This window comes from Flavobacterium glycogeni (assembly GCF_048286775.1).
Lineage (GTDB): Bacteria > Bacteroidota > Bacteroidia > Flavobacteriales > Flavobacteriaceae > Flavobacterium.
In genome coordinates this window covers 37776-61093 of record NZ_JBLVPV010000022.1, presented here as the reverse complement: position 1 = coordinate 61093, position 23318 = coordinate 37776, and the positions used below count along the sequence as shown (strand labels likewise).

Below are 23318 nucleotides of genomic sequence, written 5' to 3'. Positions count from 1 at the left end.
TTATTAAAACAATATCTAAATATTTATCTTCGAACAGAGTATTTATACCTGCTGATTTATGTAAGTTAATTGATAAGTTTGAAAGCATTAATAAAATTTTAGGAATTACGGTTTTCCGTAAAGAAGCTATAAATTAAATACTAACATTTTTTATTATTTAAGTACAATTAAAGCAATCAAAATTCAATATGGCAAAAAGTAGAGGTTTCTCAATTTACCTGTAGTGCGTATACTTGACAACACAATGGTACAAAGAAACTATCTCCAAATAAAACAGGATATACAGGATATTATTCATTCTGAAATGGAACGACTGCTGAATGATCCGGGACTTGCTTATTTAGTATTGAAAAAATAGATGTTCCAAGATTATTCTAAAATTATAATAAATTTGCTTTTGTTACGAATTGATGATATTTTAGGGATCCGTAATTTTAATACATCTAATGTATATAACCTGAATATTATCATTTTCTAAATGAAAAATTGCAATAAAATAAAAATATATTTATTTTTCACATTTTGAAGATAATTAATAACGGGATCTTTTAATTAATACAAACTATTAAATGCATTTAAAAGAATAAATTTTAGAAGGTCAAAATTTAGAGAATAAAAAAATACAGTATTGAGTCTTTTAATTGACTTTTTCATGAAACAACCGTCAGAAATACAACTCCTTATTTCATCCAAATATTTTTTCGTAATCCAGCCAGTATCTATCTAATTGATCTTTTAGACTTCTATTTTTTTAAAACCACAATATTGAAAGTTTTGAGTTGTGTCAAATGGTGTTTTGTGATTTTCAGTAAAACATTTTACGGCTTCAAATTGAGAACTAAAGGTATGTTTCATTGTAGTTTCAGAATATTGTTTTATTGCTAATCCGCTACATTTTAAAGGTCCGTTTTCTGAAAAAGTTCCTAATAAAAAATCACCATTTTTATTGATTGCTTTTTCAACAATTGCTATGTATTTACTGGTGCTTTCATCATCTGTCAAGAAATGAAAAACCGCTCTGTCGTGCCAAAAATCAAAGGTTACTTCGGGTTTAAATTCTGTAATATCTGAAACTATCCAATGCACTAAATTGGCTTTTTCGCCTAAATGCTTTTTTGCTCTTTCTAATGCGAATTCAGATATGTCTAAAACCCATATATTCTGAAAACCTTTGTCTAATAACGCATCTACTAGATTGCTATCACCACCACCAACATCAATGATATTGGCAGTTTTTGATAGATTTAAATTTTCTAAATAATTCATTGCAATTTTTGGATACTTTTGTGTCCAACTTACTTCATTTGGTGCTTTTGTGGCAAAAACATTTTCCCAATGTGATTTTTTATTTTCCATTTTTTTAATGTATCCTGTTTTTTGTTATTCTTCTACATTTTTCATTTTCATCAAAAGTGCATAAGCTCCTTTAATAACAATTCTTTCGTCTTTTAAATCGTCTGAAAGAATTTCTGTAAACCCATTTTCAGCTGTCCCAATTGTAATTTCTTTCATTTCAAATTGCTTGCTCCCTTTTTCTATAAAGATATAATTTTTGTTTTCAAAATTTACAATGGCATCTGACGGTAAAACATTAGATTGTTGACTTTTTAACTCAATTTCGGCATTCATATACATTCCAGGTAAAAGTGCTTTATCATAATTTGTAAAATGGCAGTGTATTTCTGTACTTCTATTTTCAGAAAAATCTTTGCCTATTAGAATAATTTTACAAAGATATTTTTTCTCCGGATTGGTGTTGGTATATGCTAAAAGAGATTGACCAATAGCCAATTTATTGATGTCTTTTTCAAAAACGGTCAATGCCAAATGAATATCAGATGGATTTACAATCTCGAATAAAATATCACTTGGGTTTACATATTTTCCTATGTTTACATTGACTTTAGAAATATAACCGCTTATTGGCGAATATATATTGATGCTTTTTGAAATGTTCTTTGTAGAAACATTATTCGGATTTATCCCTGCGAATTTTAATTTCTCTCCATACGATTGCACCATTACCGATAGTGAATTGTATTCTGATTGTGCTTGTTGGTACACTTTATCGCTGCTGGCTTTGCTTCGGTTGAGTTCTTTTTGTCTTTCGAATTCGGCTTTTGCGTATCCTATTTTTGCTTTAGCCAAAAGGTAATCTTCCTGCAATTGAATGTATTGCTGGTCTTCTACAACGCACAAAACCTGCCCTTTGGATACATACGTTCCCTCTAAAAGTTTGGTGTATTTTAAATAACCTCCCATTGGGACACTTATGGAAACTAAATTTTGAGGTGGAACATCTATTTTACCATTTAATTTTAATGTTGATGAGATCTTTTTTTGCTCGATTTTTCCAGTTTCAATACCTGCATTTTTTATTTGTGCATCGGTAAGTGTTGTCGTGTTTTCGACAGTTGGGGGGGCTTCTGTTTCGTTTTCAGTTTTCTTATCTCCACACGAAGAAAGGAATACTATTGCCATTATTGTAATGATTGTATTTTTACTCATGATTGTATTTTTATTTTGGTGTTTGTGAATCTGCGATTTCATTTTATTTATTTTGAATATTAAGAATAGGTTTTTTTTTTAAGTTTGTTTTTGATTCATTATACTTCAATCTTGACTCTAAGGAGTTTTACGGAATTAATAAAAACTAAAGTGTCAGGAAGCAAATGAATAGCAGCTGCTTCAATTGGTCCAATTATTTTAAGCAAGACAAGGGTAATTCCAATCACATGAACGACACCAACCCCTACAAAAATATTTTCACGAATGGTTCGATAGGCTCTTTTACTGATAGCACGAGCCTTGGCGATTTTTTCCAACTTATCCTGCATCAGAACGATATCAGCTGCTTCCATTGCTGCTTCGGTTCCCATAGCACCCATTGCTATGCCTATATTTGCCTGAACTAAAGCAGGCGCATCATTAATGCCGTCGCCCACCATTGCAATCTTAGAACCATCCTTTTGCAATTCTTTTATGATATTGATTTTGTCTTCGGGCAATAAATTGGCTCTGAAATCGGTAATTCCTATCTGATTGGCAACGTGCTTGGCAGTTTCAGGATTATCACCGGTAAGCATAATTATGTTTTGAATTCCACTTTTTCTTAAACCTTGAATCATTTCTTTTGCACCTTCGCGTATCGCATCGGATATATAAAAGATACCCGCCAATTTAGTATCAACTGAAAGATAAATAGCAGTATCGGTACTGCTTTCTGAGGATTTCGACACCGGTACTTTACTTTCTTCCATAAAGAGCTTGTTCCCTAATAAAACCGATTTGCCATCTATTTTTGCGGAAACACCCCGTCCTTTTACCAGCTCGAAATTTTCAGGCTCGCCATAGGTAAGTTTTAATTGATCCGCATAGCTTAAGATTGCTTTTGCTAATGGATGGCTGGAACGACGGTCAACAGTAGCAGCAAATTGAACCAATTGGTTTTCATTATAAGCAGGATCTATTATTTCGACGGTATTCACAATAGGGCTTCCAACGGTTAATGTGCCTGTTTTGTCAAAAACAATGGTAGTTACTTTCGCAAGCTCTTCTAAAAACAAACCTCCTTTTATCAAAATACCTTCTCTCGCAGCGCGTGCAATTGCCGCAATGGTCACAAGCGGTGTTGCCAAACCTAATTCGGCAGGGGAAGTAAAAATCAGCAATGCAATCACCAGTTTGACATCACGGGTAAAAAAGTAAACGGTACCAACAAAAATAAATACCACCGGAATAAGCCACGAAGCCACTTTGTCTGTGAATTTTTCAATGGGAGCTTGTTGACTTTCGGCATCTTCGACCAATGAAATAATACGTGAAAAAACAGTATCTTCTCCTGCTTTTGTCATTTCTATATCTAGTGCACCTAATTCCAGTATTGTTCCGGCAAATGCTTCACTTCCAACTTTTTTTTCTTGCGGAACACTTTCTCCCGTTATTGGTGCCTGGTTAACAGAACCGGATCCGCCAATTACTTTACCATCAACAGGGATTTTTTCTCCAGCTTTTACCAGAACAATATCACCTATTTTTAAATCCGTTATTTGTACTGTGGATTCCTGATTATCTTTTTTTACTATTGCCGTTTTTGGAACTGAACCAATCAACTCTTTAATGGACGATCTTGCTTTTTCAGTACTTGCACTTGCAATATACTCTGCAATAAGAATAATCATCAGTACGACAGCACCAGCCAAATATTCCTTACCAACAACTGAAATAATTACTGCTATGGTTATAAACAATTCGGTGCCTATTTTTCTTTCTTTTATGATATCCAGTACCGCAGTTTTTACTAATGAATAAAGACCGAAAGCCATTGCGACAATCAAAATAGGCAATGGAATAACATCAAAATAAAATAATAAACAGGCTATTCCCACTGTTATTATCCGTACAATTTCCCAAAGGAACTGTCGCGAAAAAAAGGTTTGCGTATAATTCATATGTTGATATTTATTGATATTTATTGTTTTTTATCGGTCATATGTAATTCGCATATCATCATTGGCGCTTGCGACCCCAATTACGGTCATGCTCATTTCATAATTAAACTATTTTAATTATTTAATGCATTGATTTCAATAACACTTATATTCAATTTTCTAACGGCCTCAATATAATAACTTTGGATTTCGGTACTTTGATTAATGAGCATTACCCATTCCAGATAATTAATGTCACCATTGATAAATTTATCATTAGCAGCTTTGGTTACCAAATCAACATTTTTCAAGGCTTGACTTTCAAAATAGGCAATAGTTTCTTTGTGTTTTTTATATTCTTGGACTAATTCCTGATTCTTGCTTTGCAGTTTTAGTTTTTCATTATTTAAATTATTTTCGGCAATTTGAGTGTTTATTTCCAATGCCTTTTTCTTGTTGTTAAATGCTGAATTGAATAAAGGAAATGCAACTCCAAATTGTCCGTAAATACCATTATAGCCATCTTGAAGCAAAGTATTAGCTTTAAACGTCTGGTAATAAACACCCCCAATTAATTCGGGCAATTTTTTAGATTTTTCAAGTGAAAGCTCTGCTTTATTACTATTTACTTCCTGTTCGAATAATTTTATACTGGGTTGATTACCTGTAGCATTTTTACCTAAATTTTCGTCAAAATCCATTTTGAATTTATCTGAAACCGGGATAAAGTCTTTGTCCACATTAAGTAAATACTTGAATTGCGATTGTATTATTTTATAATCACTTTGTAATTCCAGAAGTTGAATTTTTATTTGTCCAGATTGGTTTTCAGCGGTTGCTTTTTCCAATATATTACTTTCGCCTTTGTCAAAGCGAAGGGTTGATTTTCTTAAGAATTCAGAATAAATACTATCACTTTTTAGCAACAATTTTTCCTTTTCTTTTAGATAAATCATTTCGTAAAACACGATTGTTACCTGTCTGCTCAATTCCTTTCTTTGCAAAGCTTCGTTCCATTGCCCTTTTTTGGCTTCTTCTATTAAAAGTTGCTTTTGCCTTTTGTAAACCGTTGGGAATTTAATACTTTGTGAAATACCAATTTTTATATCATTAGCATTGCTATTAAACTGGCCGAACTCGCTAATAATTCCTGTGTTGGGAATATCATAACCTGTCTTGGTCATTTTTTGTAAATACTCGGAATTTAATTTTTCGTTTTTAATTTTGATATTGTTTTGCAAAGCAATTTCAATGGCTTTATCAATTGAAATTTTTTCTTGAGCATTTGCATTTTGAAAAGAAAAAAACACTCCCAAAACAACGATAGTTGTAATTGATTTTATCTTTTTTGGTTTTAATTTAATTCCCTTTTCGAACATTATATATAAAATTGGTAAAACAAATAAGGTTAAGAATGTTGCAATTAATAAACCACCAATTACCACAGTTGCCAATGGTTTTTGAACTTCTGCACCTGAACCGTTGCTTAACGCCATTGGTAAAAAACCTAATGATGCCACGAATGCAGTCATTAAAACGGGTCGCAAACGTATCCTAGTTCCTTGTAAAACAATAGCTTTTAAATCGGTTTCACCTGATTTTCGAATGCTATTAAATTCTGCAATTAATACCAATCCATTTAGAACTGCTACACCAAATAAGGCTATAAAACCAACTCCGGCACTGATGCTAAAAGGCATTCCCCGCAACGCTAAAAAGAAAATACCTCCAATTGCAGAAAGTGGAATTGCGGAATAAATCAATAGCCCTTGTTTTACGGAATTGAATGCAAAATAAAGTAAAATGAATATTAATAGTAATGAAACCGGAACAGCAATCATCAAACGATTTTTGGCTTCGTTTAAGTTTTCAAAAGCACCGCCATACGTAGGATAGTAACCTGCAGGAAATTTTATTTGAGCTTCGACTTTACCTTGCAATTCTTTTACGATACTTTGCACATCACGTCCTCGAACATTAAAACCAACTACAATTCTACGTTTGGCATCTTCTCTTTGTATTTGATTTGGGCCTTCGGTAATTTCAACTTTTGCCAATTGAGATAAAGGAATTTGCGAACCCGTGGACGTTGGTATTAATAAATTTTGAACATCCGCCAAATCCTGACGTTTTTCGCCTGTTAAACGAACAACTAAATCAAATCGTTTTTCACCTTCGTAAACAACACCAGTGCTTTGTCCTGCAAATGCGGTGTTTACAATTCGATTGATATCCTGAATGTTCAATCCGTATTGTGCAATGGAAGCTCTGTTGTAGTCAATTACTACTTGAGGCATTCCAGTAACGGTTTCTACATAAAGGTCGGAAGTTCCTTCTACGGTATTTACAATTTTGCCCAATTTATTGGCGTATAAAGCCAGTGTATCTAAATTTTCTCCAAATATTTTGCACACTACATCTTGCCTTGCGCCTGTCATTAACTCATTAAAACGCATTTGTACCGGATATTGAAAACCGTAAGAAACACCTGGAACGGCTTCCAATTCCTTTGCCATTTTTTCTGATAATTCATCAAAAGTTTTGGCAGAAGTCCATTCGCTTTTGTCCTTTAAAATGATCATCATATCGCTGGCGTCAATGGGCATCGGATCGGTAGGCACTTCGCTACTTCCTGTTTTGCCTACAATTTTCTCCACTTCGGGAAATTTTTCTATTAATATTTTTGCACCCTGTGAAATGGCAGTCATTGAAGTTTGTAAATTACTTCCCGGCAAAACCCTTGTTTCTACTGCAAAATCTCCTTCTTCTAACGAGGGCATAAATTCGCCACCCATAAACGAAAGTGTAATCAGTGCCAAAACAAATAATCCCAAAGTTGCACTGATAATTGTTCTTGGAATTCCTAATGCTTTGTTCAGAAGGGGTTGATAGAAATTTTCTAATTTTTCCATCATTCTATCTGAAAAAGTCTTTTTGTGGGATATACTTTTATTCAAAAATAAAGCGGTCATCATTGGAACATAAGTCAGCGACAATATAAAAGCACCAAATAATGCAAATGCAATTGTTTGTGCCATTGGTAAAAACATTTTCCCTTCAATACCGCGCAAAGTAAAAATGGGAATGTACACTATCAGTATAATCAACTCTCCAAATACGGATACATTACGCATTTTTATAGACGTTTTTAATACGGTATTGTCCATTTCTTGCTGTGATATTTTTGACGCTTTCCTGCTGTGTAAACTAAACAAACAAGCTTCGACAATAATAACAGCGCCATCTACAATCAATCCAAAATCTAATGCCCCTAAACTCATTAAATTACCGCTAACACCAAACATATTCATCAATATGACTGCTATTAACATTGCTAAAGGAATAACTGAGGCAACAATTAATCCTGCTCTTAGATTTCCTAAAAAGAAAATAAGAACAAAAAGTACAATTAATGCTCCTTCTAATAAGTTTGTTCCTACCGTTGAAATGGAATTATTTACCATTTTTGTTCGGTCTAAAAATGGTTCTACTATAACGCCTTCGGGTAATGTTTTTTCGATTTGTGCAATACGATCCTTAATGTTTTTAATAACCACATTACTATTGGCTCCTTTTAACATCATTACCACCGCACCCGAAACTTCACCAGATTGAACTCCTTTTTTATTAAAAGTCATTGCACCATATCGAATAGCACTACCAATACGAACGTCAGCTACATCACGAATAAATAAAGGGCTTCCGCTATTCGTGTTTTTAATAGAAATATCTTTTATATTTTCGATAGTACTAATTAATCCTTCACTTCGGATGTATAAAACTTTAGGCCCTTTTTCGATATAAGCACCACCCGTATTTTGATTGTTTTTTTCTAAAGCAGAAAAAACATCGGTAATTGTAATATTATACGATTGCAATTTATTGGGGTCTATGGCAATTTCAAATTGTTTCAATTTACCACCAAAACTACTTACTTCTGCTACACCTTCAACGCTTAATAATTGACGGCGAACAATCCAATCCTGAATGGTTCTCAACTCGGTTACATCATATTTTTTTTCGTAACCGGGTTTGGTTCGAACAGCATATTGATAAATTTCGCCTAGTCCTGTTGTTACTGGTGCCAGAAATGGATCGCCAATACCTTTGGGAATTTGGTCTTTAACAGCACTTAATCGTTCTGTAACTTGCTGTCTAGCCCAGTACACATCAGTTGCATCATCAAAAACAATGGTTACAACTGATAAACCGAAACGAGAAAAACTTCGAATTTCTTTCAGTCCAGGAATATTACTGTTGGCTTGTTCAATTGGAAAAGTAATCAGTCGTTCAATATCGGTTGCACCCAATGAAGGTGCCGATGTAATCACCTGAACTTGATTATCGGTAATATCAGGAACCGCATCGATTGGCAATTTGGTAAATTGGTAACTCCCATATCCGATGAGCGCAAAAATAAATAGTCCAATAATGAGTTTGTTTTTGATTGAAAACTCAATGATTTTATTTAACATAATTAGTAAGATTAATGGTTAGTCAATAGTTACATTGAATATTGACCTTTTAATTTTAGAGTAACTGTAATATCTTTATTTTCATTATTCCTAAAAAACCATCCATGCTTTCCTTCAAAAGGAGCATAAAAAGTTCCTACCATATTATTGGAATAAGCAAGGGTGTAACTTTCAAAATAGACATCATTAACTGCCTTTGCCTGTTTTACTTCACCGTGAAAATCTAAATAAACGGTTCCATCATTAGTTTTCCATTCGTATTTCATTTTCCCGCCTTTTAGCATATAGGTTTTATATTCAATCCCTTTTCCTGCGGGAACAATTACTTCAATAGTATCTTCTCTTTCTGCATATTGTTTTTCAGGAGCCGGATTATCTGCCTCGATTGGTCTTTTCACTTCAGGTCCAGAACCTGCTTTTTCCATTTTAATTAATGGAAATATTTTTTGTGCTGTTGTTTCCTGTTGATTTCCCTCCTGATTATCTGGAACATGAAGTTTGCTGAACCCAAACAATTTGCCTGTTCCTATTGGATCCATTCCATATTCTGCGGGTAAAACTGCGCTAACTAAAATGACCATCCCTAATACCAATGCAAATAAGACCGCTTTGATAATTTCTTTTTTTTCTACTATTTGATGATTTATTTCTGACATTGTTTAATTTTTTTAAGATGTAAAATAACCTGTTAATTGATACCCTAATAAGACAAATCCAGCAGCAATAAGCATGGTATTTGTGAATGTTGAAAATTTCATAAAACTTGGGTGCCTGCGCCATATTGTAATAAGAATTAACACAAAAGTTAATGCTATAAACTGACCAATTTCAACCCCAATGTTGAATCCAAGCAGATTGGTAAACAATCCTTCTTTTTCAAATTTGAAATCTTGTAATTTGCTGGCTAACCCAAAACCGTGAAACAATCCGAAAATTAAAACGGCTGCTTTTGTATTGGGCTGTTTCCCGAAAAATCTTTTGAAACCACCTAAATTATCAAAACCTTTATACACTATTGATAGTGCAATGATGGCATCAATTAAATACGAATTAATTGATATATTACTCATAACGCCAAACAACAATGTTGCGCTATGACCAATTGTAAAGAAACTTACATAAAGTAGCACTTCTTTTGGGCGATAAAGGAAAAAGATAACGCCAACTAAAAAAAGCAAATGATCGTAACCCGTAAGCATGTGTTTTGCACCAATATAGAGAAATGGGCCAAAAGCAACGCCATCATTTCCTGACAAAAAAGTTTGCGTATTTTCATCTACACCATGAGCAAAAACACCTGTGATGCCGACAAAAAAAAGTAAAACAAGAAATATTATTTTTTTTGAATTCATAATTTTATTTTTCTTTTAAAAACTACTTCTCTCCTGAAATTTTCGGGAGAGAAGCAGCCTGTTAAATTATATTAATGAGTGTGTCCATGAGCAGCATCAACTTTGTCTTGCTCCACTTGATTAATACTATCCGTACTTACTTGATTAGTACTATCTGTGATCACTTGAACTTGTTCCGTTGTTTCAGCAGGTTGAACTTCAGTATTTTCAGTTTCATTGTTTGCTTTTTTGTTGCAAGAAGCTAACATTCCGATTGCGATAATAGCTACGATTAAAAATTTTTTCATAATTGTAATTTAAATTGGGTTTATAAAGAATAATAAAATTGAATTAATGTTGGTGTCCATGATTAATATCTTGTTGAGAAACTTGGCTGTTTCTAAATTTAGAAGAGATTGTTTTTCCATTGACAAGTAATGTGATGGTACAATAAGCATATATGCTTGCTTTAGGAACTTCTACAAATAAAGCATTGTTGGTGTCCAAAGAAACTGGATTTGTTGCTTTTGTTTTATTGAAAAATTCAAAAACAACCGATCCAGTAACTTTTTTATTTGACACCGTTTTTCCTTTCGCATCCAGTACGTAAAAACTAATATTGTTTTCTCTTTCGACCATTTCTATTTTGTAGTCGCCTGAATTTTGTATTATTCCACCGTGTGGCGTTTTGACAGTATTAGTACTTACTTGTGCATATGAAATTGTTGTGCCTGCAATGGTTAACAGTATCGCAACTGCAATGGATTTGATTGTTTTCATTTTTGATGTTGTAGTGTTAAAAGTAATTGAGTATGTCTTAGACATTACTAAAAAGTCAATTAATAGCTTATGAGGCTAAAAAATGATCCTAGTTATTTATACATAAACTCACTAAAAAACTTGTTTTTTAATACAGAATATTAGTGAAATTGATGCAAAGAAACATTCGCTATAAGTATATAGCAAAGTGCTTTTTAATACTTAATTAGAAATATTCAGAATATCATTAATAAGCATTGAAAAATTAATTTAACTCAATTTGGGTGGAAGCCAGATGCATGCAAAAACATCGGAATTGTAAAATTCTGGAGGAAACGGAACATTACTATTTACAGAAATAGTATTTGGTTTGTGAAATGAAAACTCGGTTATGTTTTCAAAAGCAAGGACAGTATTAACAGATTGGTTAATGGTCTTAAAAGGTAAACTTTGATGATTGTCTTTTTCCTGATTAGAATGATGTTGACTATCATTATAATGAATTGTTATAAAATCTAAAAAAGAAATACCGTGCTTATCCTCATCTTGATCGTGATGTTCTGTAAAGTGTTCTGCTAAGTTGGGTAGTTTCAATAATTGCCCTATTTCTGTGTTGGCACACAAAAAGACGAATAGGAATAATATGGCAATTGTTTTTTTCAAGATTGTAAAAGTAGTTTTTTTATTTATATAATTAAATAAAAGATGGTTCTATATTAACCTCATTCATAATCTTTTAGAACTTTTTTTTTGTCAGTTTAAATTAAAATGATTCGTAAAATATTGATTTACAATATGTTTTGATTTAAAGAGAAAAATTCAGAGAATGGAATGATTCGTATTTATTTCATTAACTGTTTTAATCGGATTCCTAAAACTTCATTCTCTGAATTCTAACTGCATTTAATATTGCCAATAAAGCCACACCTACATCGGCGAAAACTGCTTCCCACATTGTGGTTACTCCTCCTGCTCCAAGAACCAAAACAATTGCTTTTACTGAGAATGCTAAACCAATGTTCTGATAAACAATTTGTTTTGTCTTTTTTTCAATATTTATTGCTGTAAAAATCTTAGTCGGTTAGTCATTTTGAATTACGACATCTGCAGTTTCAATAGTTGCATCAATTGCTATCCTATCATCGGCCAAAGCGATTACTGGTGCATCATATAGAATTGATAGTCGCGTTTTTCATATTAAAATTTAACTAGCACAACAGCTCAATTTGGCAACATCTTTTCCGAAGGTGATGGCTGCTAGTTTTATGCCTTCGCCTAATGTTAAATAAGGATAAAAACTTTCTGCCAATTCTTTTACGGTAATATTGTACTTGATAGCCATACTCAATTGCTGAATGAGTTCGCCACCTTCGGGAGCAACAATTCTAGCACCAATCAATTTATCGGTTTCGGTATTTCGTATTAATTTGATAAATCCTCTTGTGTCATTGGCTGCGATAGCTCTTGGAACGTTATTTAATTCTAATTTGCTTACTTCAAAAGGAATGTTTTGGGCTTCTGCCTGTGCTTCGTCCAATCCTGCTCCTGCTACTTGTGGATCGGTAAAAACTACCCAAGGCAAGGAAGAATAATCGGCTTCATTATTGGCTCCTGTAAACGCATTTTCTACGGCAATTTTACCTTCAAAGGCTGCTGTGTAAACAAATGCAGGAGTGCTAGTAACATCTCCCACCGCATAGATGTTTGGTAGATTGGTTTCCATTTTTTCGTTTACCAAAATGTGTCCTGTTTTATCAAGTTTCATATCAATATTTTGCAATCCTATTTTTTGCGTATTGGGTTTTGTGCCAGATGCCACTACAACTTTTCCTTTTTCGATAATTTGTGTAAAAGAACCATCAGGGCATTTGCAATGGATAATGGTTTCATTTCCTTTTTTATCAAATTTTACTGCTCTAAAATTTGGCAGGATTTCTATACCTTCGTTACGCATTTGTGTTTCCAAGGCTTCACTGATGTCGGGCGTTTGTGTTCTCAACACACGGTCAGTAAACTCGATGATACGCACTTTTACGCCCAAACGATTGTAAGCCATAGCAATTTCTAAACCAATATAACCAGCCCCCATAATGGTGATGCTTTCGGGTTTTTCTTCTAAATCAAAAAGCGAAACGTTGGTAAGAAAACCTACTTCGTTTAGCCCTTCAATAATTGGAATATTGGTAGTTGCTCCTGTGGCAATGATAAATTTTAGAGCCGTATATTTTACTTTACCATCGACCACAATGGTTTTAGTATCTAAAAATTCTGCCCAACCCGTTAGCATTTTCAGGTTATGAAAATCACTTACCACGTCCATATATTTTTTCTTCTGGAGCGTGGCTACCAATTGTTTTTTGTCTTTAATTACTTGAGCAAAATCTATAGCAACACCTTTGGGTTTGATGCCCGAAAAATTGGAATGTGTTGCGTGATAAGCTGTTTCCGCTGCACGAATAAGGGTTTTAGAAGGGACACAACCTACGTTTACACAAGTTCCGCCAAAGTCTAAACCACCGTTTACCATTAAGGTCGATAATCCTAAACTTTCGGCCTTTATAGCTGCCGAAAATGCCGCCGAACCACCACCGATGATAATTAAATCGAAGTGGTTTGCGCTTGTATTACAACATTTAGTTTCAGCAGTATGAGCTACTTTATAATTTTTTGTGCTGTTAATAGTATTGATAATTTCCTCTTTACTGGTTTTAGAAGGGTCGAAAGAACATTCGCAACTGCCGTTTTGATAACTCACTTTTACTTCTGTTACTCCTTCATTTTTGGTAAGCATTTTTTCAATGCCTGTGGCACAATGGTCGCAGGTCATTCCTGCGATATCGAGTTTTATATTTTCTGTTTTCATTTTCTTATTTAATTAAATGCTTAATAATAGAGTCAAAAAAATTATTTTCAATCGTTTAGACCACAAACGTGTCCAGTTTGTCAGTGTGGAGGATTTACGGATGTTGATACTTCTCCTGATACTTTGTAACCTGTGGTATTAATAGCTTTTATGATAGCCTCTTTGTTCGTTTTACTGTTGTCAAATTTTACAAATGCGATTCCTTCGTTGCTATTAGCGGAAACGGTTACAATTCCCAGTAATTTGTTTACTTCATTTTTAACGTGATCTTCGCAACTGGCACAAGTCATTCCACTCACATTAAATTTTACTTCTTGCATATTATCAGAAGAAACAACAATTAGCTGTTTGTCCGCTTTTGGATAAAAAACTTGTCCATAGTATGGGAAAGCCATCATTAAAAAAGTAAACACCGTTACAATGCCTAAAAACTTTTTAGTTTGCATAAAAGGTGTTTTATCCTCTTCTTCACAAACACATTGTATTTCTTCCGTAGTTCGTGGTTTTAGTTTTTGATACCAAGCAAAGCCCAATACCAAAACAGTTATTCCAATTAAGTAAGGGCGAAAAGGTTCTAACCACGAGAACGTTGATGCTACGCCAGAAGCTCCAGAAATAAGAGCTAAAACGGGCGTTATGCAACAAAGTGATGCTGTCACTGCTGATAAAATACTTGCTACAGCCAATTTTCCTGATTTTGAATTTGTGTTCATATGAGTTCTAAATTTGAATTTTGACTAATAATGTATTTAAAAAAAGGACGAAGTATTTGTAATTGTTCTGATTTTAGAGAATAAAAAATAGTCTGACCAGATCGTCTAGCTTCAATAACATTTCCGTCCTTCATTTTGCGTAGGTGTTGTGAAACTGCAGGAATACTCATTCCTAAAATATCGGCAAGGTCGCAAGGGCAAAGTTCGTTTTCTTCTTCAAGAAGAAACATTATTTTCAGTCGTACTTCATTACCGGCCAATGCTAATAAACCACTCAATTGCCCAAAAGCATTACTGTTATTGTTCAATTTGTTTTTGCAGGCGTTGATTTGTTTTATATCTGCAAAAACTCTTATACACGTTTGATTATTATCCATTGCTGTCTTTGTTAAATTAAATACTAAACAAATGTAGTTAATGGTTTTATTATTTAAGCAAATGCTTAAATAATAAAAATAAGTTTAACATTTTACTTTGAAATGAATACTTCAATTTTTAAAGTAAATGATTTAGTATTGCTTTTCATTCAAACTGTACTCAAATTACCATCGGTAAATACTTCGACTTGAGTTATTATAAGCATTGACAAAGTGTTATTAGGGAGAGTGGTGACGGTAATGGCAGGATGCAAAAATCCTAAAACTCGTAATGGTTTTATGAAGTTAATCATTCCTACAGCATGATATATATTATTTATTTGTGGAAATAAAAAAATAAAAAATTCCAAGTTACATCCTTAAATAAACCGTAAATTTATATTAAATTACTAAAGAATAGTACTTTACATCTAATTCAAGCGTTTTTTAGTAAAAAGTATCGAGAATTTGTATTTGGTTGATGGTTTAATTTAAAAACTAGAACGACAACTATGAAAAAATCAAAACAATATGGTGAGTTCTTCAGTCATACTCTGCGTAAACTCTTCCGAGCTACCAAAATCGAGTTTGCAATCATTACCGCATTGATGTATGCAGTGCTGATGCTTACTTCCTGCCGGAATTCAGAAAAAAACCAAGAACAAATTGAACAGAACCACCCTCAACAAAAGGGAGAAGAAAATGACAACTATGAACATAGTGGGCATTCACAACAAATGAATGAAACGCGCGAATGGTTAAAACAGGAATTGGGCGAAAAATATAATCAGCCCGTATCTCCCGGTACTGAGGAACAACTTGCACAAGGTAAAAACATATTCACAAAATATTGTGTTACTTGTCATGGTAGTGGTGGTAAAGGTGATGGTCCAGGAGCAACAACATTACAACCAAAGCCAGCCGATTTTACTGACCCTGAACATTCATCATTTTATTCAAATCAAGGACGAATATACCTCATAAAAAAAGGAATGAAGGGAACTGCAATGGCAGCATGGGAAAATATTTTGAGCGAAGAAGAAATCCTTTCGGTTTATGTTTATGTAAATTCTCTGAAAAATTCAGACGGAATGCTGGAACACCAAGGGCAAAATCATTAGGAAAATGAATGAAAAAAACATAAATAATTCAAATGATAATAACCGAAGTGCTTTTAAAAGGAATGGAAAATATATCAAATACAGAAAAGCAATTGCAAACATATATTTATATCGTAATTATGTATAAAGTAATGGTGAAAATTCTAACAAAAGTATGGGTATGGACCATTATAGCATTACTCCTATGGAGCTTTTCAGCTAAGGCCCAACAAAGATACCAAACCAAGGAAGGAAGTATTGAGGTTATTGCCTCATATAGAGATTCCATAATAATAGCCAATAGCAATCATTTGTTTGTTTTGATCAATTATGAAACTGCTGAAATCGGATTAACACTTAATCAGACTACTTTACGTACTACAACAGACTCATTGAATATAAAACTTATTAACTCATCCATAAAGCCGATAATCCTGAAAGGAAAACTGAACATTCCCTACGTGAAGACATTAGAACATCCAGATCACAAACTAAATTTTGAAGCAGAGCTGCATTTGAATGGAATAGTGAAAACAATATATGTAAACGGTTACTTAAACACATTGCAAGCAACGAAACCTTTTCCTGTTTGCTTACACTCAATTTTAAATTGCGGTTAAGTGATTTTGGGATTGATTTTCCAGAAGGATGGAACAACGAGATAACGATACAAATTTTTCAGGCATTGCTTAAGAAATCAAATCAGTGAAATCCATTCAAATTAAATAACAATAGTTTCACTGAAAGAGTGTTGCAGAAAAAATGAAAACACATAAAAAAATTTTATGAAACAAAACATAACACTCTAAAAACAAATGACTTACATTTTTTATTGTTGAATTTTTTTCGTAATTTTATTCTTCTAAAGAAATAAACACAACGGAAACGGGAATAAGCAGAAATGTAAACTCAAACAGAAATTTGCATTCTTAACAGGCAATGACCTGACATTTGAAGAAGACAAAAAAGAGAAGATGCTTGAAAAACCCCAAATCAAGCTTGGTAAAATAAAAAAAGAATAATACAAGATTATCGTAGTGCTTTAATTTTCTGCATTTAGATAGAAATATTTGTATAGGCAGACATTCGTTAAATAGTATTTTTTAAACCATTTTAAAAAAATTTAAATCAATAAATACTTTACAAAATGAAAAAACATCCACTACTTCTGGTTTTATTGGGTATCACTTTTATTATCGTATCCATGGTTCTTTTCCAATGCACAAATTCTTCAACAGCTCAGACATATGCCACTATTAAAGAAAGTGACGACCCCGTTTTAGCTAACGCCAAAAAAATGCTCGAAGAAGGCAAGCAAACATTTCGTTTTGAAACCTTCGGAGATGAAGCCTATTGGACAGATGCACTACAACTAAACAAAGCAATTGCCGGAGAAAAAAATGGTGGTGTTGGTCCAGGTCTCTCCCCCAAAGCCGCATTGGCAGCCGGATTAAAAGTTGACATGGATGCCATACCTGCCGAAGTAGCGGCTGCTATTAAAGCCGGAAAAGTAAATTTAGATGACCCCGCCGTTACACTCACACTTTTGCAGCTGAATGCAGTGGTAGGCGTTAAAGGAACCTTCGATAAAAACAAAAAAATGGTATCTATCGGCATTACTTGTGCCTCATGCCATTCAACAGTTGATGATGCATTTGCTCCCGGTATTGGTCGTCGCCTTGACGGATGGGCAAATCGCGATTTAAACGTTGGTGCAATTATATCCATGGCTCCCAATTTAAAACCGCTTACAGATGCACTAGGTACTGATGTAGCTACAGTTAAAAAAGTGTTGGCAAGCTGGGGTCCCGGTAAATTTGATGCACTGTTAAATTTAGATGGCAAAGCATTCCGTCCTGATGGAAAATCTGGTGCTACTTTAATACCCGAGGCATTTGGCCATGCAGGGCACACTCTTCACACATGGACGGGCGGATGGGGTGATGTTACTTATTGGAATGCTTACGTTGCAAATCTTCAATTAGTCGGGCAAGGAAATTTTTATGATGAACGGCTTAATAATGCAAAAAAATATCCAGTTGCGGCTAAAACAGGTGCAGGAAAAAAACGCAATAATCCCGATATGATAACAGGAAAATTAGCAGCACTGCAATTTTATCAATTGGCAATACCGATACCTAAGGCACCTGATAGTATATATAACAAAAATTCAGCAAAGCGTGGCATGCTTGTATTTAACGACAAAGCAAAATGTGCAAGTTGTCACATACCTCCTCTCTTTACCGAACCGGGATGGAATACACATAAAGCCTCAGACATCGGTATTGATGATTTTCAGTCAAACCGCTCGCCAGATAACACCTATGTTACACAAGGGTTAAAAGGTTTATGGACACACACGAAAGGTGGCTTTTATCACGATGGAAGATTTGCAACATTGATGGACGTAGTAAATCATTACAACAATTTCAAAAAACTTAATTTGACTCAAGAAGAGAAAAAAGATTTGGTTGAATATCTTAAGTCTTTGTAAAAAAATTAAATATACTTTCGGAAAAAATAATTTCCTTATAGTTTATAAAAAGGAAACAATGCGAATCAATGGTAAAAAAATTGTTTTTTTTGTGCTGTTAGGAACTAAATATTGGGTAGTAATTAGGTTTAAAGTTCGTTTCGGTTCATGTTTTCTACCTAAACATTCCAACCCTTAATTCGCATATATAACAAAGAAAAAATCATTCAAAAACAAAACAGATATGAAACCACATACTGTAAAGATAAAATAAATTAACAAAGTCACCCAGGAGTTGTCACCAACTCAAGTGAAAGTTCCTGATAGAACATCCACTTCCAAACCCGAAAATGGTACTATTTATTACCTCTGGCGATAATCTTTCATTTTGGTTTTCATCGGCTATACAGCCAATAGCTTTTGAAAAATTAAACCAGAATATTGATACTGATATTTTAGTTATAGGTGGTGGTATAGCTGGGCTTACCAATGTTTATTGTCTTGCAAAGGAAGGATGTAAGGTAATTTTAGTTTGAAGCCGAATTATCGCTCGACATTAAATGCGTGAAAAATGTAACTTGTTTTAACTTTTTCACAATAATATTTACAGTACCGAACTTGCATTAGGTTTTTAAATTTACCAGCGAGTTTCAGCGATACCTATTTATTACAAAAAGGATATGTATGTATGTATGTATGTATGTATGTATGTCCATTGTTTAGTGTTTTATTTACGTACAATCTCCACAGAACATTTTGCATGTAATGCCACCGCTTGGGAAACCGAGCCAAGCAGAAAGCCTTCTATAACCCCATGACCATGGGAACCAACGATAATCAAATCAGCACCGAATGTTTCAGCTTCTTTGAGTATTGCACTTTTTGGAGAACCACCAATAACCATTGTAGTTACAATTAAAGTCGGATTTTTATCACGCAAAATTTTCGCTGCATTTTCCGTAATTTTCTCTGCGCCTTTAAAAGCGTTGTGATCAACTTCAGCATAATATTCATGTGAAACTCCCATTGGCTCAAGAGTATTTATTAGCGACATTCTTTCATAAACAGAAACAATACACACTTCGGTTTTTGGCGGAAATGGTCTGTTGGCAATTTCATTAATTGCTGTTTTACTATATTTTGAACCATCGGTTGCTAGTAGAATTTTCATTCTTTTTCCTCCACTAAATTCATTCCGCATTTAGGACATTTTCCGGGTTTATCCGAAGTAACTTCTGGATGCATTGGGCAGGTGTACGTTTTTTGAGTTTCCATTTTTTTTATATTTTAATATTGTTTGTATTTGTATTATTTGGACATATCCATATTTTTATCCATTCCAGTCATTTTGTGTGATTGCATTTTTTTATCTTTCATCATATCCATCATTTTAGGATTATCCATCATTGATTTACACATTTCAGACATCATCGTAGTATCTGTTTTAGATGCTTCCATCATTTCTGTCATCATTCCTTTCATCATATCTGGATTATCCTTCATCATTTTCATCATATTTTCGTGATTTGTCATCATCATTTTTCCTTTACTACTGTTCATCATCGCTTGCATCATATCTTTAGACATATCGCTATTGTTTGCAATAGTATCCATAATTGCCTTTTTTGTATCTGAATTTGAAAGAATTTGATTGACATCAGTTTTAGATTGACACGATTCAAATAATGTTACAAAAGCAATACTTAAAATAATTTTTTGAATGGTTTTCATTTATTTAATATTTAGCTGTGAAGTAATTTTCACAATATAAAGATAACATAACTAATTTATTAAAACGTTACGTTAGTCTAAATAATAGTTACATAATTAACATATTTTCAGGTATTTAAACAAAAAAAGATGCTTGTTTTTACAACAAGCATCCTCAGCATTAACCTTAAATAAAAAATTTTAGTAATTCAAAGCAGCTCCAAATCCAAATCCCATATCGCTATCATAATGGGTGGTTACACCAAAATTTCTTTTGATAATGTATTTTAAACCTGCCATATATTCTTTGTCAGTATTCCACATTAAATTCATTCTTAATCGTTTTGAAACAGGAATGTCTTTTCGCTCGAACTGTAATCGGAAATTACCATCGGTAAATACTTCGGCTTGTGCCACTATAAGCATTGGTAAAGTATAATTAACCCCTGCACTAAAAACAGCTCTTTTGTCTTTGGAATTGGATTGCCCAAATAGATTTCTTTCTTGCACGTCTATTCCCCCTTTTCTAGATCTCCAATCAAAACCTATAAAAGGCATTATCCATTGCATTTTGTCGATGTATCGGCCTATATGGGTTTCGGTTTCATAACCGTGGTGTTCTTTATAACCCAAACGCCATTCTGTGCCGATACTCCAACGTGTACTTTGATACATCGCTTCTCCATCGTTTCCGTTTGTGGCAAAATCATTTTCTGCCATAAAGTGAAATGCTCTATCGTCAGCAAACAATTTGCGTTGCGCCAATTTAGGGTTTGGGATTAATGGATTTGCAGGAGAGTTTTCATAACTAAAAACCCTGCCCATTCCGCTCATCATGTGATATAAAATATGACAATGAAAAAACCAATCGCCACTTTCGGTGGCTGCAAATTCGAGCGTATCAGTTTCCATTGGCATGATATCAATGATGTTTTTCATTGGAGCGTAATCTTCTTGTCCGTTGATTACCCTAAAATCATGTCCGTGCAAGTGCATTGGATGGCGCATCATAGAATTGTTGTGAAGTATCATGCGTACGATTTCTCCTTTTTTGATTAAGATTTTATCACTTTCTGAAACTACTTTGTTATCCAGACTCCAAACATAACGATTCATATTTCCGGTAAGTTCAAACTTTAATTCTTTTACTGGTGCATCTTTAGGAAGGGTTGTCTTGATTGGAGATTTCAACATGGCATAGTTCAAGGTCACGATATCAGAAAGTGCATTGGAATCATATTGATTGTCCATGCCGTGCATTTTATGGTCTCCCATATTCATACCCTCTTTTTTATCCTTGTCTATATCCTTATCTTTCATTTCCTCTTTTTTCATCTCCATTCCATTCATTTTATCTCCCTCCATATTCATGCCTGGCATTTTGTCGGCGCCTTTTTTCTTTAGCTCACCTGTAATTTCTGGATACATTACCACATTCATATCCATTTGGTTAAGCGACATTTGCATTCCCATATCGTCTAAATCTCCGTTCATTTTCATCATGCCGTTCATCATCTTCATTCCTTCAAAATATTTTAACTTGGGTAGCGGAGCCGTTAATTGCTTAATACCATCACCTAAATATAATGAGGCTGATTTTGTGCGATCTTCGGGTGTAGCCAAGAATTCATAAGCTGTTTTATCGGCAGGAATGGTAACAATCACATCATAAGTTTCGGAAACTGCAATTAGTAATCTATCGACTTCAACGGGTTCCACATCGTTACCATCGCTTGCCACAACCGTTATTTTGCTGCCAGCATATGTCAACCAGAAATTGGTTGATGCACCGCCGTTTGCAATTCGTAATCGGACTTTATCGCCTGCTTTAAATTGTGCAAGTTGGCTTTCACTTTTTCCGTTAATTAAAAATTTATCGTAAGCCACATCGCTCACATCCATCGCATTCATTCGCTTCCATTCGTTTGCGAGCTTGGTTTTAAAATATCCGCTTCTAATGGCTTCCGCATAACTTTGGGTTGTCCCTTTTTTAATGGCAAACCAATCCGAAGCATTATGCAACATTCGATGTACATTATTGGGATTCAGATCAGTCCACTCACTCAAAACTATGGGCACGGTGGGAATATCAATCTCTTCTCTTTTATTCATAGTAAAAGAACCGTACATTCCTATTTGTTCCTGTAATCCAGTATGGCTATGATACCAATGCGTACCGTGTTGAATAATTGGAAATTTATACAAATGGGTAGTATGTGGTTTGATTGGCATTTGTGTAAGGTTTGGCACACCATCTTCTTTGTTGGGTAAAAACAAACCGTGCCAATGCAACGATGTTTCTTCGTCCAATTCATTGTGCACATAAATTTCAGCGGTATCGCCTTCCGTAAATGTAAGTGTTGGCATTGGTATTTGTCCGTTTACGGCAATGGCTCTTTTAGGTTTACCCGTAAAATTTACAATGGTGTCTCGCACATATAAATCATACCTGACTGTCCTTGGCGGTGTGTTGTTTACAATTGTTTTTATAGGCTCTAGGTTTGCTTTTGGCATATCCATTTTGCCCATCTCATGATTTTTAGGAGCCTCATTATTATCCGTTTTCATATTGTCCATGTTGTCTTTCTTTTCAGAAGTCTTTTTCATGGGCATTTGCATTTCATCCTGCTCTTTAACTACCGATTTCTTAACCGCTTTCGGTTTTTCCTTTACCAAAGTCATTCCGCATTTAGGGCATTTCCCTGGCTTGTCAGCGTGAATTTCGGGATGCATTGGGCAGGTGTATGTTACGGATGCCACCTTATTATTATCCGTTTTCATATTGTCCATGTCGTCCTTCTTTTTAGAAGTCTTTTTCATGGGCATTTGCATTTCATCCTGCTTTTTAACTACCGATTTCTTAACCGCTTTCGCTTTTTCCTTTATCAACGTCATTCCGCATTTAGGGCATTTCCCTGGCTTGTCAGCGTGAATTTCGGGGTGCATTGGGCAGGTGTATGTTGCAGACTGTACCTTCTGAGTATTTTCTTTCTTTTGCATATCCATCCCTTTCATGTCCTGTGCTTGTGCAAAGGAATAAATAGCGAGAATGAATGTTAATACTATTATTCTTTTCATTTTTTTTAGTTTAAAATTGATTTACTAATT

19 protein-coding genes and 2 pseudogenes are annotated in these 23318 nt (G+C 34.1%); 4 read left to right on the top strand and 17 right to left on the bottom strand.

Annotation, left to right across the window (positions count from 1 at the left end):
* Positions 1-735: 735 nt before the first annotated feature.
* The 13 genes and pseudogenes from ACNQGX_RS15030 to ACNQGX_RS14970 form a co-directional block, all read right to left on the bottom strand.
* A complete protein-coding gene (locus tag ACNQGX_RS15030) occupies positions 736-1356 on the bottom strand; it encodes a class I SAM-dependent methyltransferase (RefSeq protein WP_417977591.1) in 621 nt (206 codons plus the stop codon).
* Between the two features lie 24 nt (positions 1357-1380).
* Positions 1381-2508: an efflux RND transporter periplasmic adaptor subunit gene (locus ACNQGX_RS15025; protein WP_417977589.1), complete on the bottom strand. Its 1128-nt coding sequence runs from the start codon at positions 2506-2508 to the stop codon at positions 1381-1383.
* A 98-nt stretch (positions 2509-2606) separates the two neighbouring features.
* The gene (locus ACNQGX_RS15020; protein ID WP_417977587.1) at positions 2607-4451 is read right to left on the bottom strand and encodes a heavy metal translocating P-type ATPase; all 1845 of its coding nucleotides are present in this window, start codon (positions 4449-4451) and stop codon (positions 2607-2609) included.
* A gap of 113 nt (positions 4452-4564) precedes the next feature.
* A complete protein-coding gene (locus ACNQGX_RS15015; protein WP_417977586.1) occupies positions 4565-8905 on the bottom strand; it encodes a CusA/CzcA family heavy metal efflux RND transporter in 4341 nt (1446 codons plus the stop codon).
* A gap of 29 nt (positions 8906-8934) precedes the next feature.
* Positions 8935-9561, bottom strand: a complete 627-nt coding sequence (locus tag ACNQGX_RS15010) for a hypothetical protein (RefSeq protein WP_417977584.1) — start codon at positions 9559-9561, stop codon at positions 8935-8937.
* A gap of 12 nt (positions 9562-9573) precedes the next feature.
* Positions 9574-10257 carry a HupE/UreJ family protein gene (locus tag ACNQGX_RS15005; RefSeq protein ID WP_417977582.1) on the bottom strand — a complete coding sequence of 228 codons (684 nt, stop codon included), beginning with the start codon at positions 10255-10257 and terminating at the stop codon, positions 9574-9576.
* Positions 10258-10328: 71 nt separating this feature from the next.
* The gene (locus ACNQGX_RS15000) at positions 10329-10544 is read right to left on the bottom strand and encodes a hypothetical protein (protein WP_417977580.1); all 216 of its coding nucleotides are present in this window, start codon (positions 10542-10544) and stop codon (positions 10329-10331) included.
* A 43-nt stretch (positions 10545-10587) separates the two neighbouring features.
* Positions 10588-11016, bottom strand: a complete 429-nt coding sequence (locus ACNQGX_RS14995) for a hypothetical protein (RefSeq protein WP_417977578.1) — start codon at positions 11014-11016, stop codon at positions 10588-10590.
* Positions 11017-11265: 249 nt separating this feature from the next.
* Positions 11266-11658, bottom strand: coding sequence for a hypothetical protein (locus tag ACNQGX_RS14990; RefSeq protein WP_417977577.1), 393 nt, complete (start codon positions 11656-11658; stop codon positions 11266-11268).
* Positions 11659-11866: 208 nt separating this feature from the next.
* Positions 11867-12163, bottom strand: a pseudogene (locus ACNQGX_RS14985) (heavy metal translocating P-type ATPase); the annotation flags it as partial.
* Positions 12164-12199: 36 nt separating this feature from the next.
* Complete coding sequence (merA, locus tag ACNQGX_RS14980) at positions 12200-13858, bottom strand: mercury(II) reductase (RefSeq protein ID WP_417977575.1); 1659 nt, start codon at positions 13856-13858, stop codon at positions 12200-12202.
* Positions 13859-13938: 80 nt separating this feature from the next.
* Positions 13939-14571, bottom strand: coding sequence for a mercuric transport protein MerTP (gene merTP, locus ACNQGX_RS14975; RefSeq protein WP_417977573.1), 633 nt, complete (start codon positions 14569-14571; stop codon positions 13939-13941).
* Entirely contained in the window at positions 14568-14948 is a 381-nt protein-coding gene (locus ACNQGX_RS14970) for an ArsR/SmtB family transcription factor (RefSeq protein ID WP_417977571.1), read from the bottom strand. Before ACNQGX_RS14970 ends, merTP begins: the two co-directional genes overlap by 4 nt.
* A gap of 491 nt (positions 14949-15439) precedes the next feature.
* On the opposite strand from ACNQGX_RS14970, the gene ACNQGX_RS14965 reads away from it, so the two are divergent.
* From ACNQGX_RS14965 to ACNQGX_RS14950, 4 genes are all read left to right on the top strand, one after another.
* On the top strand, positions 15440-16048 hold the full coding sequence (locus ACNQGX_RS14965; RefSeq protein ID WP_417977569.1) for a c-type cytochrome: 609 nt from the start codon (positions 15440-15442) through the stop codon (positions 16046-16048).
* A 32-nt stretch (positions 16049-16080) separates the two neighbouring features.
* Positions 16081-16647: a hypothetical protein gene (locus ACNQGX_RS14960; protein WP_417977567.1), complete on the top strand. Its 567-nt coding sequence runs from the start codon at positions 16081-16083 to the stop codon at positions 16645-16647.
* A gap of 527 nt (positions 16648-17174) precedes the next feature.
* Positions 17175-18521 (top strand): hypothetical protein, encoded by a 1347-nt coding sequence (locus ACNQGX_RS14955; protein ID WP_417977566.1) that lies wholly within the window; start codon positions 17175-17177, stop codon positions 18519-18521.
* Positions 18522-18850: 329 nt separating this feature from the next.
* Entirely contained in the window at positions 18851-19036 is a 186-nt protein-coding gene (locus tag ACNQGX_RS14950) for an FAD-binding protein (protein WP_417977564.1), read from the top strand.
* Between the two features lie 191 nt (positions 19037-19227).
* Here ACNQGX_RS14950 and ACNQGX_RS14945 read toward each other — a convergent pair whose 3' ends face one another.
* The 4 genes and pseudogenes from ACNQGX_RS14945 to ACNQGX_RS14930 all read right to left on the bottom strand — a co-directional run bounded on the left by ACNQGX_RS14945 (position 19228) and on the right by ACNQGX_RS14930 (position 23288).
* Positions 19228-19671, bottom strand: coding sequence for a universal stress protein (locus ACNQGX_RS14945; RefSeq protein ID WP_417977562.1), 444 nt, complete (start codon positions 19669-19671; stop codon positions 19228-19230).
* Positions 19671-19763: pseudogene (locus tag ACNQGX_RS14940) on the bottom strand (heavy metal-binding domain-containing protein); the annotation flags it as partial. The gene ACNQGX_RS14945 and the pseudogene ACNQGX_RS14940, both read right to left, overlap by 1 nt.
* Before the next feature lie 45 nt (positions 19764-19808).
* Positions 19809-20231: a membrane or secreted protein gene (locus ACNQGX_RS14935; RefSeq protein ID WP_417977560.1), complete on the bottom strand. Its 423-nt coding sequence runs from the start codon at positions 20229-20231 to the stop codon at positions 19809-19811.
* Between the two features lie 180 nt (positions 20232-20411).
* A complete protein-coding gene (locus ACNQGX_RS14930; protein WP_417977558.1) occupies positions 20412-23288 on the bottom strand; it encodes a multicopper oxidase domain-containing protein in 2877 nt (958 codons plus the stop codon).
* Positions 23289-23318: the final 30 nt, after the last annotated feature.